We start from the raw sequence: 16,152 nt of genomic DNA, 5'->3' as shown, positions 1-16,152 counted from the left end.
GGGCGGGGGTTCACCGGCGGGCCGACGAGCGCTGCCGGCGGGCCTCGACCTTGGCCAGGACGTCCTGGCTGTAGGCCCGGGCCACCTGGGCCACCGCGAACTCGGCCAGGTACTCGCGGTAGAGGTCGAGCGGCTCCTCGGCGAGGTTCAGCATCCGCCGGTTGGCGGCCACGGCGGGGGCGCCGAGTTCGCGCACGGCGCGCTCGACGGCCTCGTCCATGGCCTCCGGGGGGACGACCTCGTCGCACAGCAGCCGCGCCTCGGGGTCGGCCATCGTGATCCTGCGCCCGCCGAGGACGATCTGCCGGGCGAGCCTGCCGCCGGTCAGCCGGGTGAGGCGGAGGTTGCCGAGGCCCGGCACGATCCCCTCCGCCGCGGCGGGGAGGGCGACGTAGGCGCCGGTCTCGGCGACGACCCGGTCCAGGACCAGCAGCAGTTGCATGCCGCCGCCGATCGCGAACGAGTCGACCGCGCCGATCCACGGCTTGGCGACGGTGCGCTCGGTCCAGGCGCCGGGGGCGGGGTCGGTGAGCAGGCCGCGCGCGATCTTGTGCAGGGTGCCGAGTTCCCGGCCGAGGAGGAAGTCGACGAAGGAGATGGCGCCGTCCCGCAGGTCCTTGAGGTTGATGCCCGCGCTGAAGACCCGGCGGCCCCGGTAGCGGGGGTGCTCCATCTCGCCGCCGCGGAGCACGCCGACCCGGACCCGGTCGTCCAGCAGGGCGAGGTCGACGGCGGTTTCGAGGTCGGCGTTCAGCCGGTTGTCCTCGGCGTTGAGGCAGTGGGTGTTGTGGAACGTCACATGGGCGGCGTGGCCGCGGCGCTCGACCAGGACGGTGCCGAGGCGGATCCGGCCCGTGCCCCGGAACTCCTCGGCCAGGTCCAGGGCCCGCCGGGTGGGCGTCAGCATGGTCTCGACCAGATGGGTGCCCGCGGTGGGCGAGCGCAGCACGGCGCCGCAGAACAGGCCCTGGTCGATCTCCCGGCCTTCCTTGTCGGCCTGGATGCGGCGCTGTTCGGCGTCCAGCTGGGCCCGGGTCGGGACCAGGCCGGGGACGTGCTCGGCCGCCGCGGCGAGGAGTTCGGGCAGCCGCAGCCGCCGGGTCAGGCCCGCGGTGAGTTCGCCGTACACCGCGTCGACGTGGTGGGTGAGGAAGGCCCGGCGGGCCGCCCTGGTCTCGGTGTGGAGGCGGTCGGCGAGCTGCTGCTGGGCGGCGGTCCGCCCGGGCCTGGCCGGGAGTGCGGCGAGCGCGTGCTCCGCCGCGTCGGCGTACCGCCGCAGGGCGGCCGCGTCCTCCTCGCGGTGGCCGGTGAAGGCGGGAGCGGGAGCGGGAGCGGGAGCGGGAGCGGGGGCGGGGGCCGGGACGGGTGCCGGGACGGGTGCCGGTGGTGGGAGCTGGGGTGCCGGGCCGGGCGGGCGGGCCGGAGTCGTCACCGGGCGCTCCCCGGAGTCCCCGGGGCCGCGGCGGCGGTCAGCCGGCGCAGCTCGCGGTCGCAGGCGGCCAGGTGGGCGCCCAGGGCTTCGTCGTAGTCGGCCGAGCCGGCCTCCAGCAGGAGCTGGCGGCGGACGGCCAGTTCCCGGTCCGAGATCCGCCCCATCAGCACGGTCGCGGTGTGCACGGCCTCCGCGACGTCCTCGCTGAGCTGGTCGATCAGGCCGAGTTCCAGTGCCCGGTCGACCGAGATGTCATTGCCCCACATGACGATCTGGCGGGCCCTGGCGACGCCGAGGTGCTGGACCAGCCGGTAGAGCGACATGCCGGGCCAGAAGTGGCCGTCGTTGACGGGCAGCATCAGCAGCAGGTCGGGTGCGCCGATCCGGAAGTCCGCGGCCAGCAGGAGGTCCAGGGCCGGGCCGCCGCAGGCGCCGCGCGCGGCGGCGATGGTCATCGCGGCCAGGCGCTCGAACCGGCGCACGGCCCGCTCCCAGCGGTTGACCTGCCGGACGTCGACGGCGCCGGGCCAGGACCGGGAGTCGGCCGGGGTGACGTCGAGGCGCAGCACCACGACGGACCGCTCGGGCCGGTTCTCCACCTCGTCGCAGACGGCGTTCACCGCCGCCGTGAGCTCGGCCAGCGGCCGGGTCCCGTCGATCCTCACCTCGGGGCCGAGTCCGTCGGGCAGCGGGGTCGGGTCGAGGTTCGCGTGCATCGTGACCGCCATTCCTTCCGTCACCAGCCCACCAGGGCCAGTTCGATGGTTGATCCGGGACCCATGGTCATGAGGACGCCGAATTCGCCGGGTTCGGCGCAGGCCTCGGCGGCAAGCCGTTCGTAGGAGAACAGAAAGGATCCGCTCGAAAGATTTCCGTGGTCGCGGAGGACCCCGGTGGTGTGCCGGACGTCCTTGCGGGTGAGGCCGAGATTCACCCGGACCGAATCCACGACCTTCTTCCCGCCGGAATGGATCACCCAGTGGGAGATGTCGGAGCGGTTCAGTCCCGTTCCGTCGAGGAGGCGGTCGAGCGAGAGTTCCGCGTGCGCTCCCACGACATAGGGGATGTCCGGGTCCAGGTAGAAGCTGAATTTCCCCTGCGCGTCGTCCCAGTCGTAGCGCATCGCGGCGGAGGCCTCGGGCACGATGCAGCTGGAGAAGCGCAGCAGCGCCGGACCGGCGGGCGTGGCGGGTTCGACGGCGGACGGTGCGGTGGCCGGTGCGACCACGGCGACCGCCGCCGAGCCGTCCCCGAAGAGGCTGTTGACCACGGCCGAGCGCATGGTTCCGTCCATCACGTACGCCGCCGAGCACGCCTCGATGCAGACCATCAGGGCCAGCTCACCGGGGTGGGCGGCGGCCCAGGAGGCCACCGAGGTCAGGCCGTTGAGGCCCGCGTTGCACCCCATGCCCACCACGTCCAGCCGGGCGCAGTGCCGGTCGATGCCCAGCTCCTTGATCAGCAGCGCGGAGAAGCCCGGGGTGAGGAGCCCGGTCGAGGTGACGCAGCACAGGTACCGCACCTCGGCGAGGGTCGCGCCGGCCGCCCCGAGGCAGGCCTCGACCGCCTGCCGGCCCAGCGCCACACCGCTGGTGACGTGCTTCGCCAGCAGCTGGCCCTGGGTCTCGACGGGCATCGAGCCGTCCGGCAGCGGCGGCGGGAGCGTGAGCGCGCGGCGGTCGATGGCGCTGTTCAGGAATATCGAGCGGACCCGCGGGTCGGTGATGCCGAAAATGTCCAGGAGTTCGCGCTGCGAATAGGAGGTTCCGGGCACCGAGGTGCCGACCCCCACGATCGCGGGGGATGTCGTTCGGGATTCCGCGGACAAGGATTTCGGGCGGTTCCGGACACTCCGGTCGGCCACTTTCATCGTCGTCTCCTCCGGACGCTTCCTCGGTAGTTTCTTCGGTGTCGCCGGGCTACGATTCCGCCATGTCGGAAGAATCTTCAGGGAAATCCGGGAACGGGAACACGGACGAGAGCACGAACGGGAACGCGGCAGCCGCCGGGAATGCCGAGAAGCCGAGGGTCCTGTTCGAGAAGGACGGCCGGGTGGCCCGGGTGACGATCAACCGGCCCGCCGTACTCAACGCGATGGACTTCCGGACGCACGAGGAGCTGGCGCGGGCCTGGGACGCCTTCGAGGCCGACGACGACCTGTGGGTCGCCGTGCTCTCCGGCGCGGGCGAGCGCGCCTTCTCCGTCGGCCAGGACCTCAAGGAGCTGGCCGGCCGGGTCCGGGACGGGACGGCGGGCACGGCCACCTTCGGCAGCCGGGGCAAACCCGGCTGGCCGAGGCTGACGGAGCGGTTCGAGCTGGCCAAGCCGGTGGTGGCCTCGGTCCGGGGGTTCGCGATGGGCGGCGGGTTCGAACTCGCCCTGGCCTGCGACCTCGTCGTCGCCGCCGAGGACGCGACGTTCGCGCTGCCGGAGGCCAGGCTCGGCCTCATGGCGGGCGCCGGCGGCGTGTTCCGGCTGACCAGGCAGCTGCCGTGGAAGACCGCGATGGGGCATCTGCTGACCGGGCGCCCGATGGACGCGCGGCGCGCCTTCGAACTCGGCCTGGTGAACGAGGTGGTGCCGGCCGCCGAGCTCGACGCCTGCACCGACCGGTGGGTCTCGGACATCCTGCGCTGTGCTCCCCTCTCGGTCCGGGCCATCAAGGAGGCGGCGACCCGCTCCGCCACCGTGCCGCTGGAAGAGGCCTTCGCGATGCGCTACCCCTGGGAGGAGCGGCGCATGGCCGGCCGGGACGCGGTGGAGGGGCCGCTCGCGTTCGTCGAGAAGCGCACCCCCGACTGGGAGGGCCGCTGACACCCGGCCGCTCCCCCCTTCGGCGGCGGGAACCGGCCACCGCGCCGGTGCCCGCCGCCCCGCCGCCCCGCCGCCGCGTCAGTCGAGGTAGTCCTCCGGCCCGCCCTCGCGGACCGTGTCCAGCGTGAAGCAGTGGAAGCCGCCGCCGAAGAGCCGCCGGTGGCGGTGGCGGACCGGCACGACGGTGAAGCCGTGCCGTTCGAGCGTGCGCCCGAGCTCCGGGCAGGCCTCGTTGACCAGGACGGTGTCCGGGGCGACGGAGAGCACGTTCAGGTCGATGAACGGGCTGGTCAGAATCAGGTCGTCGTCGTCGTACTGCGGGAAGTTGTTGCCCTCGGCCGGCGGCGGGACGATCAGGTCCCACTTCCGGAGCGCCTCGGGCAGCTTCTCGACCACCCGCTCGTTCCGGACCAGCAGGGTGCCGGGCCGCAACGCCAGCACCATGCTGTCGATGTGACTGTCACTCAGCCGGTGCACCCGGTGGATCCGGAACCGGCCTTCGAGGTGGCGCTCCAGCCAGTCGCAGGCCATCGCGTGGTTGGCGGTGGAGATGTTGACCACGAGGTCGCGTCCGAGCCGCAGGCACTGGGCGCCGTCGAACATCATCTCGAAGCCGACGTCGTACGGCGACGGTCGCGGGTCCCCGATCGGCTCGGTGGGCCCGCCGACCGTGCTGGTGCGCGCGTAGTCGAGGTCGAAGGACGCGTCCGTCATCAGCGGCCGGGGCATGACGGTCCAGCGGGCGCCCTGCTGGAAGTAGTCGTTGAAGATCCCGGTGAGGAACTGGGTCTCGAAGTAGCGGGACCGGATCATCGGCGGCGTCTCGATGATCTCGTCACCCAGGATCAGGGTGTTGTCGCGGACGTTGAGGGGCGGCACCACCGAGGCCGTCCAGGCCGGCGTCTCGACCCTGGCCGTCGCGGCGTCCACGCTCATCGGCCGGCGGACCGTCACGGAGAGCGATTCGAGTGCCTTGACGATGCCGTCCAGGTCCTCGTTCAGCTCGTCCACATAGCGCTGCTTGATCGATTTCCGGCCGGATCCGGCGCCCGGCCCGCCGTCGGCGGCGGCCGTCAGCCGGGGGTAGTACCACTCCGAGCGCGAGGAGTTGTCCTTGGCGATGTTGTCGTGGAAGAACAGATCGAAGGACAGCTCGCGCTCGTGCGAGGTGTAGTTCTCCGCCGAACCGACGATCACCTCCTTGAGCGGCGACCATTCGTCGAAGCTGTTCAGCTGCATCGCGGGCTCCTCCAGTGGTGGTTCTGTCGGCATGTGAATGGTCCGGCGACCAGGGTGACCACCGGGTGCGGTCGGCCGTTCGCCGCTCATGACCCAGGGGGGGCGGAATCGCGCCGGAACCGGGATGCGCGACCCTCCCGGCCCGGCCCTCCAGGGCCCTGACTGATCGTCACATCCGCCCCGGGGGCGCGGTGTCTGCACACCATCACTTCATCCCGCCCGACTGTGCGTCAAGACCCCGGTGACGAACGGGGCTTCGAGATCTGCGGGACGATTCACCCATAAGCCCACAGAGTCGGCCGCGCGGACCCTCTTGATCCCGAGGGGTCGCCTACCGGTGCAATGTGACGTACCATCTGCTGGGCACCGGGGTGTCCGCCGGGCCCGTCCAGGCCGTGGATCCCCGGATCGACGGCCCCCGCGACGATTGTTCCGCTCGGGCCGCCCGCATTCCTCGGGCGCTTCCGAGTTCTCCGCCTTTCGCGTTCCGAGTTCTCGCGCTTCGGGAAGTCCTCCGCCGACGATCCAGAAGGGAATGCTCGTCCATATGAGCAACACGCACGATGGTGATCCGGTCTACGAGCGCTTCCGGTTCCTGGTGAACGCCCCCGCGCTCTTCAACGCGGTGACCACAGCAGTCGAACTCGGCGTCTTCCGCCACCTCCAGGAGCACGACCGGGCCTCGTTCGAGCAGCTCCACGCCTTCACCGGCATCCCCGCCCACCAGCTCCGGGTGCTCCTCCAGGGCGTCTGCTCGACCGGCCTCCTGACCAGGACCGACGGCCAGTACGCCAACTCCGCGGTGGCCGGGGACCTGCTGGCGACGGACGCGCCGGACAGCTGGTCCCACATCCTGGTGGGCTGGAAGGAGGTCTACTACCCGGCCTTCTCACACATGACCGGGGCGCTGCGCGCCGGTACCAACACGGCGCTCGCCGACCACCCCGGCGACGAACCCACGCTCTACCAGCGCCTGTCCCGCAACCCCGAGTTGGAGGCGGTGTTCCACCGGGCGATGAGCGCCTTCACCCTGCGGAGCGTCGACGCCCTGGTCGAACGGAGCGAGTTCGCCTCCGTGCGGCACCTGCTCGACATCGGCGGCGGCGACGGCACCACCTCGGCCGAGTTCGCCCGGCGCCACCCCGGACTCCGGGCCACCGTCTTCGACATGCCCAGCGTGTCGCGGCTCGCCGGCGACGGCGCGGCCGCCGAACTCGCCGACCGGGTGCGGCTGCACCCCGGCGACATCTTCGAGGACGCGTTCCCGCCCGGCGCCGACGCCGTGCTCTTCAGCCACGTCCTGGAGATCTTCGCCGAGGAGCAGATCCTCGCGCTGCTGACCAAGGCGTACGACGCCCTGCCCGCCGGCGGCAAGGTCTTCGTCTACGGCTTCAACGTGTCCGACGACGAGACCGAGGGCATCTTCTCGGCCCGGCTGGGCCTCTACTTCAACGTGCTCGCCAGCGGCCGCGGCATGGCCTACCCGGCCAAGGACTACGAGGAGTGGCTGCGCCGGGTGGGCTTCACCGAGGTGCGGACCGTCGGCGGACTCCCCTACGAGCACGGCCTCACCCTCGGCACGAAAGCCTAGGGTCCTCGTATGCGTCCCTTCCCCGAACCCGACCCGGGCGAGCCCGCGCTCGGCTCCCCCGGCCGCTACCTGCTGTGGCTCGCGGCCGCCCACCGCGCCTCCGCGGTCCTCGCCGTGGGCTACGGCGTGCTCTGCACCCTGGCCCAGGCCTTCGTGCCCGCCGCGATCGGCCGCGGGGTCGACCGGGGGCTCATCGCCGGGGACAGGGGCGCGCTGGTGGCCTGGTGCGCCGTCGTCCTCGGCCTCGGCGTCACCCAGGCCGTCGCCGGCACCCTGCGCGACCGCTGCTCGGTGACCAACCGGTTCGGGGCCAGCTACCGCACCATGCAGCTCGTCACCCGCAAGGCGGCCCAGCTGGGCGCGGAACTGCCCCGGCGGGTCTCCGCCGGCACGGTGGTGAGCGTCGGCGCCACCGACATCACCCGGATCGGCGCCGCCCTGGAGAGCACCGCCCGCGGCGGCGGCGCCGTGGTGTCCATCGCGGTCATCGCCGGCGTCATGCTGACCGTCTCCTGGCAGCTCGGCCTGGTCGCCCTGGTCGGCGTACCGCTCTCGGCGGCGGCGATCGCCGCGCTGATGCGGCTGCTGCACGCCAGGCAGCAGGGCCTGCGGAAGGAACAGGGCGCGCTGGCGGACCTCGCCGTGGACATCGTCGACGGCCTGCGGGTCCTGCGCGGCATCGGCGGCGAGCGGGTCTTCGCCGACCGGTACCGCGAGCGCTCGCAGCGGGTGCGCCACGAGGGCGTCCGGGTCGCGGGCGTGGAGTCGAGCGTGGCCGCCGGACGGCTGCTGCTGCCCGGACTCCTGGTCACGGTGATCGTCTGGCTCGGGGCCCACTTCGTCGGCACCGGCCGGATGAGCCCGGGCGCGCTGGTCGCCTTCTACGGCTACGCCGTGTTCCTCGCCGAGCAGTTGCGCCGTGCGACCTCCATGGTCGACCAGCTGACCAGGGCGTTCGTCGCGGCCCGGATGGTGACCGACCTCCTCGCGATGGAACCCGGCCTCGGCTCGGGCGACCGGGACCTCGACACCGAGGGCGCGCGGGGGCCGCTGCGGGACCCGGCATCGGGCCTGGAGATCCCACCGGGCCGGTTCGTCGCGGTGGCCTGCGCCCGCCCGGACGACATGCTGCTGCTGGCCGACCGGCTCGGCCGGTACGTGGACTCCCCGGCCACCCTCGGCGGCACCCCGCTGGCCGAGTTCCCGCTCGCCGGGGTGCGCCGCCGGATCCTGGTCGTGGACCACGACGCCCGGCTGTTCTCCGGCGGTCTGGCCGGCCAGCTCGATCCGCACGGCCCGGCGGGCGGCAGGCCGGACGGTCCCGCGGGCGGCGGCGCGAACGGCAGCCCGGACGGCAACGCGGACGGCGGCACGGACGGCGGCACGGACCGGCTGCGGAGGGCGCTCGACACCGCCTCGGCCCACGATGTCGTCGAGGCGCTGCCCGAGGGCCTCGGCCAGGAGATCACCGGCGGCCGGGAGTTCTCCGGCGGCCAGCGGCAGCGGCTGAACCTGGTCCGGGCCCTGGTCACGGACCCGGACACGCTCGTCCTGGTCGAGCCGACCAGCGCGCTCGACGCCCACACCGAGGCCCGCGTCGCCGAACGGCTGGGCGCCCACCGGCGCGGCCGGTCGACCGTGGTGTTCACCACCAGCCCGATCCTGCTGGACCGCGCCGACCACGTGGTCCTCGTCGAGGGAGGAACGGTCGTGGCCGAGGGCCGGCACGGCGAACTGCTCGCCGACGCCCGCTACCGCGCCGTCGTCACCAGGGAGGTGACGGTGGCATGAGCACCCTTCCCGTCGCGACACCCCGCGAGGTGCGCGCGTACGCCAGGCGCCTCGCCCTCCGGTACCCGGGACAGCTCTCGTTCTCCCTGCTGCTGCACGCCCTCGCCACCGCGGCGGGGCTGGTCGCGCCGAAACTGCTCGGCGGACTGGTCGAGGACGCGGGCCGGGGCACCGGCATCGACGGCGCCACCGGCACCGCGCTGACCATCGGCGCCGCCGTCGTGGCCCAGGCCGTCCTCACCCGCTTCGCGCTGCTCGCCTCGCTGCGGCTCAGCGAGAAGGTCCTCGCCCGGCTGCGCGAGGAGTTCGTCGACCGGGTGCTCGCCCTGCCCCTGGCCACGGTGGAACGGGCCGGCCCGGGCGAGCTGATCACCCGCACCACCCGGGACATCGACGTGCTCGCCGGCACCGTGCAACTCGCCGTCCCCGACACCCTGGTGGCACTCGCCACGGTCGCGCTGACGCTGGGCGCGGTGGCCCTCACCGCGCCGGTGCTGGTGCTGCCGTGCCTGGTCGCCGTGCCCGTCCTGTGGCTGTCGACCAGCTGGTACCTGCGCCGGGCCCGGGCCGGCTACCTGCGGGCGAACGCCTCCTACGCCCGGCTCACCGGGGGCCTCGGCGAGACCGTCGACGGGGCGCGCACCGTCGACGCGATGCGGCTGGCCGACCACCGCTTCGCCCGGGTCAACGAGGACATCGCCGAGTCCTACGCGGCCGAGCGCCGCACGCTGTACCTGCGCAGCGTCTACCTGCCGATCGCCGACACCGGCTATGTGCTGCCGGTGGTCGCCACCCTGCTGATCGGCGGCCTGCTGTACCTCGACGGTCATGTGTCCCTGGCGGCCGTGACGGCGGCCACCCTGTACGTGCAGCAGATCATCGGCCCGGTGGACCGGCTGCTGTACTGGATGGACGAGCTGCAGGTCGGCGGGGCCTCGCTGGCCCGGATCCTCGGCGTGCACGGGCCCGGGTCCGAGGCGGGCAGCGTGGCCACGCCGGAGACGGGCAGTGCGGCGGCGTCCGGCCCGGGCGGTGCGGGGGCGAGCGGTGCGGGCGCCGGGAAGGACATCGTCCTGAAGGGCGTGTCGCACGCCTACCGGGAGGGCCAGAACGTCCTGCACTCCGTCGATCTGACGATCCGGGCCGGGGAGCGGATCGCGGTCGTCGGCCCGTCCGGCGCCGGGAAGAGCACGCTCGCCGGACTGCTGGCCGGGCTGCACACCCCCACCGCCGGCTCCATCACCATCGGCGGCACCGCGATGGCGGCCGTCCCGGTGGCCGAACTCCGCCGCCAGATCGCCCTGGTGACCCAGGAGCACCACGTCTTCCGCGGCACCCTGCGGGACAACCTGCTGATCGCCCGGCCGGACGCCGGGGAGCACGAGCTCGAACACGCCCTGAAGGCGGTCGACGCCTGGGAGTGGGCCTGCGAACTGGGCCCGGACACCGAGGTGGGCTCGGGCGCCGCGCCGCTCTCGCCGATCCAGGCGCAGCAACTGGCCCTCGCCCGGCTGGTGCTGAGCGATCCGATCGCCGTGGTCCTGGACGAGGCCACCTCGCTCCTGGACCCGCGTGCCGCACGGCAGCTGGAACGGGCCCTGGCCGCCGTACTGGAGGGGCGCGCGGTCGTCGCCGTCGCCCACCGGCTGCACACCGCGCACGACGCCGACCGCGTCGTGGTGATGGAGGACGGCCGGATCACCGAGACCGGGAACCACGAGCAGCTGGTGCGGCAGGGCGGTCCGTACGCCCGGCTGTGGCGCTCCTGGCACGGCGAGCGGGCCGAGCCGGCCGACCGGTCGGGCTGACCGGGCCCGCCAGGCACAACAGCGACAGCAAGCGACAACAAACGACAACAACGACAGCAGCAGGACGACGGCCCGGGCCGGCGCTCTGTCGATCCCGCATGCCGTCGCACCACCCAGACACCGAAGCACGAAGGGGGACCACATGACGGACACCGCGTCGATCCGGTCCGGGGCCCGGCACGGGCACCTCGACGGAGCGACGGCGATCGACCTGGCCACCGACCGGCCCCGGCTCACCGCCGGGCCGTACCGCCCCGGGACCGAGCGCCTGCCGCTTCCCGCCGCCACGACGGCCCGCCTCGACCGGGTGAGCGACTCTGCGGGGGTTCCCCCGTCGATCACGGTGCTCACCGCCTGGGCCGCCGTGCTGCACCGTCACACCGGGCAGTCGGAACTGCTGCTGGGCCTGGCCGCCGACCCGGCGACCGGCCCCGCCGTCCTGCCGCTGCTCCTGCGGCTGCGACCCGCGGCCCCGTTCGCCGAGGAGCTCCCCCGCGTCCACTCCGCGGCCGCCGCTGCCGCCGACGCCACCGCTGCCACCGTCGACCCGGACACCGCGCCGCCGGAACTGCGCGCCGTCGCCGGCCACCCCGGTGAGCGCGAGCTGCGCGAAGCGGCGCCGGACCTCGCGCTGTCGCTGGAGCGCGAGGACGGGACCGCCGACCTGTGCCTGCGCTACAACACGAGCCTGCTGTCCCGCTCCACCGCCGTCTGGATGCTCGGCCACTGCCTGACCCTGCTCGGGGAGGCCCTGGCCGACCCCGGGCGGCCGGTCCGGGAGCTGCGGGTGCAGGACGAGCCGCCCGCCGACACCTGGTCGCTGCCCGCCCCGGCGGGCTTCACCGCCCCCGCGCCGGCCGGACCGGGCGAGACCCTGGTCGACCGGTTCCTGCGGACGGCGGCCGCACACGCCGACCGCACCGCCGTGACCGGCCCCTCCGGCGCGCTCGACTACGCCGGGCTGGAGCGCGTCACCGCCGCGACGGCGCGACGGCTGCGGCGCTTCGGCGGCCCCGGCAAGCGCGTCGCGCTGCTCTGCGCCCACGACATCGGCGCCGTGGTCGGCGCCTGGTCGGTGCTCAGGACGGGCGCGGCGTACGTCCCGCTGGACCCCCGGCAGCCGGACGGCCGGCTGACCAGGCTGCTGCTCGACGTCGACGCCGCCGCGATCCTCTGCGACCCCGAACTCGCGGAACGCGCCTCGCTGCTGGCCCGGGGGCGGCAGATCGTCCCCCTGGACCCGACCGACCCCGGCCCCGCCGCCGAGGCACCGCCGACCGACCCCGGCCCCGCCGCCGAGGCACCGCCGGGCGCCGGGGAGGCTCCCACCGCCGGGCCCGACGCGCTCGCGTACCTCCTGCACACCTCGGGGTCCACCGGAAAGCCGAAGGCGGTGATGCAGACCCGGGGCAACGTCCTCGCGCACGCGCTCACCTACGCGGACCGGATCCGCCTCGGCCCGGGCGACCAGGTCCCGCTGCTGGCCCGCCACACCTTCGACGCGGCCGTGATGGACCTCTACGGCGCGCTGCTGACCGGCGCCACCCTCCATGTGCTGGACCCGCTGCTGCCGGCCCCCCGGCTGCGCGAGCGGCTCGCCGCCGCCGGGGCCACCGTGCTGCACTGCACCCCGACCGTCTTCCGGCACCTGACCGGCGACCTCGCCGAGGACGCGGCGCGCCACGAGGCCACGCTCGGGACCGTCCGGGTCGTGGTGCTCGGCGGCGAGGAGGCCGGCCAGCACGACCTGCGCCGCTTCCTCAGGGCCTTCCCCGACGGCAGCGCCCTGGTCAACGGCCTCGGCCCGACCGAGTGCACCCTGGTCGCCCAGCACCTCGCCGGCCGGGCCGACCTCGGCGGCGGCGCCCTCCCGGTGGGCGGACCGGTCGAAGGGGTGCGGATCCGCCTCGTCGACGCGGACGGGCACCCCACCGAACTCCGCGGCGAGCTGGAGGCCCGCGGCGAGCGGGTGGCCGCCGGCTACTGGAACCAACCCGAGGTCACCGCCGGGGTGTTCGGCACCGCGCCGGACGGCACGCGGTTCTACCGCACCGGCGACCTGGTGCGGCGCCGCGCCGACGGGGCGCTGGTGTTCCTGGGCCGCCGGGACCGGCAGATCAAGATCCGCGGCCACCGGATCGAGCCCGGGGAGATCGAGGCGGTGCTCCGCGGCCACCCCACGGTCGCGGAGGCCGTGCTGACCGTCGACACCCGGCGGCCGACGACCCGGCTGGTCGCCTACGTGACCCCGGCGACGGCCTTCCCGCCGGACGCCGAGGAGTTGGGACGCTACCTGGCCCGCACCCTGCCCGAGCACGCCGTGCCCTGGCGGGTGGTCGCCCTGGAGCGGCTGCCGCTCGGCCCGACCGGCAAGCTCGACCGCTCCGCACTGCCCGCGCCGGAGGAGGCCCCGGCCGACACCGGCGACGCCCCGAACACCCCGACCGAGCGGGCGGTGGCCGACGTCTGGTGCCGGGTCCTCGGCATCCCGTCGGCGCGCCTGCACAGCAACTTCATCGCCAGCGGCGGGGATTCGATCCAGCTGCTGACCCTGCTCGCCGAACTCCAGGCCGAACTCGGCGTCGAACTGGACCTCCTGGAGATCCTCGCCGCCCCCACCGTCGCCACCATGGCCCACCTGATCGAACGGGAGAACCGATGCTGATCCTGCCCAGCGCGCGGCCCGCGCGGACGGCCGCCCGGACCGGGCACTCCACCCGCGTCCTCATCGGCAACGACTTCAGCGAGGACGTGCGCACCGACCGGGGCTGGACCGGCTGGTGGGTGCAGCGGATCGCCTGGTTCGCCGAGGACGGCGACGTCCTCGTCCTGCCGGTGCGCCCCGAGGAGGAGTTCCTCGACTACGTGACCTCGTTGACCGGCGTGCGGCGGGAGAGCCTGACGGTCGTCGTGCCGCCGGCCCACGCCGGCAGCGAGGGCACCCTCTCCCCCGCCCGCCTGGCCGCCCCGGAGTTCGTCGAGGCGCTCGAACTGGCCTTCGGCGAGCGGGAGGTGACCCATCTGTCCGCCCTGTGGCCGGATGCGGCGGTGGCCCGCCTGGCCGCCGCCCTCGGCCTGCGGGACGCGATGCCGGGCCACGGCTTCGTGGACCAGGCGGGCGGTGTGATGGTCAACAGCAAGTCGGCGTTCCGGACCGTCGCGGGCGGTGCGGGAGTGCCGATGCCGGAGGGCGCCGTCCTGGTCAGCCCCCAGGTCGCCGAGGAGGCGATCCTGGACCTGCTCGGCGGCGGCCCGGTGATGGTCAAGCACGACTTCCTCTCCGGCGGGCGCGGCAACGAGATCCTGACGACGGGCGAGAGCTTCCGCCCGATCGGCGCCCGCCGGGTGATCACCGTCGCCGGCCGCGAGGACGTGCGGTCCTACCTGCGGGAGCGGTGGGAGTGGCTGACCGCCGGCGGCCGGGGGCGGCCGGTCGCGGAGCGCTACGTCCGCGACAGCTCCGCGTTCTTCTCCGAGTTCCTCCTGACCGAGGAGGGCGTGGAGCTGACCGGGGACGGCGAACTGCTCTCCGCCCCCTACGCGGTCGGGCAGATCATGCCGTCCCAGGGCCTGGAGCCGGAGGTGCTCGACCGGATCGTCACCGGCGGCCGCCGGCTGGCCGAGGCGCTGCACGCGATCGGCTACCGGGGCGTCCTGGGCCCGGACGCGATCGTGACCCCGGACCGCGAGGTGCTCTTCACCGAGTACAACGGCCGGGTCACCGGCTCCACCCACATCTACGGCCGGATCGGCGGGATCGTGGTGGGCGAGGGCTTCGGCAAGGACCGGATCATCCTCGAACGGGTGTGGCCGGAGGGCTGGGCGACCACCTCGTTCGCGGCCGCCCTCGCCGCCGTGGAGAGCGCCGGTCTCCGCTACGACCCGGGCACCCGCACCGGGATCGTGCTGACCAACGCCTTCGACGGCAACAACGGAGTCATGTACTGCATCGTGGCCGAGGACCTGGCCTCCGCCTGGGCCTGCGACCGGGCGCTGAAGCCGGTGTTCGCGGTCGCGGGTCCGGCCGGTTCCCCGGCGTGAATCCCCGCGCTTCCTCGGCGGATTCGTCCCACCTGGTGTTCCCCATGGAATGTCCCGCCACCTCCGGCGGGACTTCTCCCCAGCATGCCTACCGGCAGTCAGGAGACGTGTGACGTGGCAGATGTGAACAGCCGCCTGGCGGCACTGTGGACCGAGCTCCTCGGATGCGAGGACGTCACCGAGGACACGGACTTCTTCGAGTCCGGCGGTACGTCCGTCGTGGCCGTCTATCTCGCGGCCGAGATCCAGGACCAGCTGCGGATCGAGATCGACGCGATCGAGATCGTCACCCACCGGACGTTCGGCGAACTCGCCGCGCTCGTCGGCGGGCGGACACCCGAGGAAGTGGCCTGACCCCTCGGAGTGCGCTGAACCACCGGCCGGGTCGAGGATTCGGCCCGGCCGGCCCGGGGAACGCGCCCCGGCCGGTCCGGGGAACGCGCCCCGGCCGGTCCGGGGAACGCGCCCCGGTCAGGCCGGGGAACAGGCCCCGGTCAGGCCGGGCGGGCCGAGGGCCGGTGCCCCCAGGCGGTGAGCATGCCGGCCGCCAGGGCGGCACAGTCCTCGGAGTCCAGGTAGCGGACCGCCTCGTCCACCGCCGCGTCGTCGACCAGACCGGTGGCGAGCATCGCGGCCCGGCTCCGCTCCCAGGTGTCCGCCCAGAACCGGCTGATCGGGCTGCCCGGCAGCAGCGGCGGTACGTGGATCTCGGCGCCGACCCGTTCGAGCCCCGCCGCGCGCAGCAGTTGCGGGTACGACGGCACCCGGGAGACATCGGTGCCGATGGTGGCGCGCAGCCCCTGCCACATCGCCCGCATCGCCGTGCTGTACGGGGTGCGGGGCACCCGGTCGCCGGTCAGGTCGACCGCGTCGCTCAGCACCAGCACCCCGCCCGGCTCGACGAGTCGGGCCAGCGCCCGGACCAGGCGCTCGCGGTCGGGCAGGTGCATCAGCACGAAGCGCGCGTGGACCAGCCGGAACCGGCCGGGGGCGAAGTCCGGGGCGGTGATGTCGGCCTCCCGCACCTCCAGCCCGGGCACGGCCCGCTCGGCGAGGAAGCGCACATCGCGGTCCACGGCCAGCACTTCCGCCACCCCGGCCTCGTCCAGCAGCCGGCGGGAGACCGTTCCGGTACCGGCGCCGATGTCGAGGCAGCGCCACCCGGGGCCGACCCCGAGGGCGTGCAGCCGGGCCATGGTGACCTCGTCGTAGGCGAGGGCGCCGAAGTCGATCCGCTCGCCCTCCCCCGCCTGCTCCGGCCGGAACACCGCCTCGCCGTAGCGCCCTTCGCCCTGCCGGTCCCCCGTCATGCGTGCTCCCCCCGTACCCGGGAGCCACCGGCCGGGCCGGGGGCGGGCGGCAACGGATCGTCGAACAGTTCCACGGCAGGGCCTTTCGCTCACGGGACCGGCGGACCGGCGGGCGGACGGACCGGC

The 16,152-nt window shown here is 74.0% G+C and carries 12 protein-coding genes; 7 read left to right on the top strand and 5 right to left on the bottom strand.

The features are described 5' to 3' along the window. Positions 1-10 precede the first annotated feature (10 nt). Genes dpgC through dpgA form a run of 3 tightly spaced genes read right to left on the bottom strand, consistent with a single transcriptional unit; the run spans position 11 to position 3,302 of the window. The gene (dpgC, locus tag ADK60_RS32670; RefSeq protein WP_079008880.1) at positions 11-1,432 is read right to left on the bottom strand and encodes a (3,5-dihydroxyphenyl)acetyl-CoA 1,2-dioxygenase DpgC; all 1,422 of its coding nucleotides are present in this window, start codon (positions 1,430-1,432) and stop codon (positions 11-13) included. After that, positions 1,429-2,148, bottom strand: coding sequence for an enoyl-CoA-hydratase DpgB (gene dpgB / locus ADK60_RS32665; protein ID WP_053650605.1), 720 nt, complete (start codon positions 2,146-2,148; stop codon positions 1,429-1,431). Before dpgB ends, dpgC begins: the two co-directional genes overlap by 4 nt. A 20-nt stretch (positions 2,149-2,168) precedes the next feature. Beyond that, positions 2,169-3,302, bottom strand: coding sequence for a 3,5-dihydroxyphenylacetyl-CoA synthase DpgA (gene dpgA, locus ADK60_RS32660; protein WP_053650586.1), 1,134 nt, complete (start codon positions 3,300-3,302; stop codon positions 2,169-2,171). 62 nt (positions 3,303-3,364) lie between these two features. Between dpgA and dpgD the strand changes: the two genes are divergently transcribed. Then, the gene (dpgD, locus tag ADK60_RS32655) at positions 3,365-4,246 is read left to right on the top strand and encodes an enoyl-CoA-hydratase DpgD (RefSeq protein ID WP_079008879.1); all 882 of its coding nucleotides are present in this window, start codon (positions 3,365-3,367) and stop codon (positions 4,244-4,246) included. 78 nt (positions 4,247-4,324) lie between these two features. On the opposite strand, the gene ADK60_RS32650 is transcribed toward dpgD, so the two are convergent. Beyond that, the gene (locus ADK60_RS32650; RefSeq protein ID WP_053650585.1) at positions 4,325-5,485 is read right to left on the bottom strand and encodes a glycine amidinotransferase; all 1,161 of its coding nucleotides are present in this window, start codon (positions 5,483-5,485) and stop codon (positions 4,325-4,327) included. A 547-nt stretch (positions 5,486-6,032) separates the two neighbouring features. On the opposite strand from ADK60_RS32650, the gene ADK60_RS32645 reads away from it, so the two are divergent. From ADK60_RS32645 to ADK60_RS32620, 6 genes are all read left to right on the top strand, one after another. Further along, positions 6,033-7,076 (top strand): methyltransferase, encoded by a 1,044-nt coding sequence (locus ADK60_RS32645; protein ID WP_045940789.1) that lies wholly within the window; start codon positions 6,033-6,035, stop codon positions 7,074-7,076. Positions 7,077-7,085: 9 nt separating this feature from the next. After that, positions 7,086-8,867 (top strand): ABC transporter ATP-binding protein, encoded by a 1,782-nt coding sequence (locus ADK60_RS32640; RefSeq protein ID WP_053650584.1) that lies wholly within the window; start codon positions 7,086-7,088, stop codon positions 8,865-8,867. Further along, a complete protein-coding gene (locus tag ADK60_RS32635; RefSeq protein ID WP_053650583.1) occupies positions 8,864-10,675 on the top strand; it encodes an ABC transporter ATP-binding protein in 1,812 nt (603 codons plus the stop codon). The genes ADK60_RS32640 and ADK60_RS32635 overlap by 4 nt, the downstream gene beginning before the upstream one ends. Before the next feature lie 142 nt (positions 10,676-10,817). Further along, on the top strand, positions 10,818-13,340 hold the full coding sequence (locus ADK60_RS32630) for an amino acid adenylation domain-containing protein (protein WP_053650582.1): 2,523 nt from the start codon (positions 10,818-10,820) through the stop codon (positions 13,338-13,340). Further along, on the top strand, positions 13,334-14,716 hold the full coding sequence (locus ADK60_RS47910) for a preATP grasp domain-containing protein (RefSeq protein WP_053650581.1): 1,383 nt from the start codon (positions 13,334-13,336) through the stop codon (positions 14,714-14,716). The genes ADK60_RS32630 and ADK60_RS47910 overlap by 7 nt, the downstream gene beginning before the upstream one ends. 114 nt (positions 14,717-14,830) lie before the next feature. After that, the gene (locus ADK60_RS32620; RefSeq protein WP_159394247.1) at positions 14,831-15,070 is read left to right on the top strand and encodes a phosphopantetheine-binding protein; all 240 of its coding nucleotides are present in this window, start codon (positions 14,831-14,833) and stop codon (positions 15,068-15,070) included. A 140-nt stretch (positions 15,071-15,210) separates the two neighbouring features. Here the strand turns inward: ADK60_RS32620 and ADK60_RS32615 are convergent, their stop codons facing one another. Beyond that, positions 15,211-16,026 (bottom strand): class I SAM-dependent methyltransferase, encoded by an 816-nt coding sequence (locus ADK60_RS32615; RefSeq protein WP_053650580.1) that lies wholly within the window; start codon positions 16,024-16,026, stop codon positions 15,211-15,213. Positions 16,027-16,152 lie beyond the last annotated feature (126 nt).

Origin of the sequence: Streptomyces sp. XY431, assembly GCF_001279805.1 — a bacterium.
Lineage (GTDB): Bacteria > Actinomycetota > Actinomycetes > Streptomycetales > Streptomycetaceae > Kitasatospora > Kitasatospora purpeofusca.
Note: the sequence above shows the minus strand (reverse complement) of the source record. Positions and strands in the feature narration are given on the sequence as shown.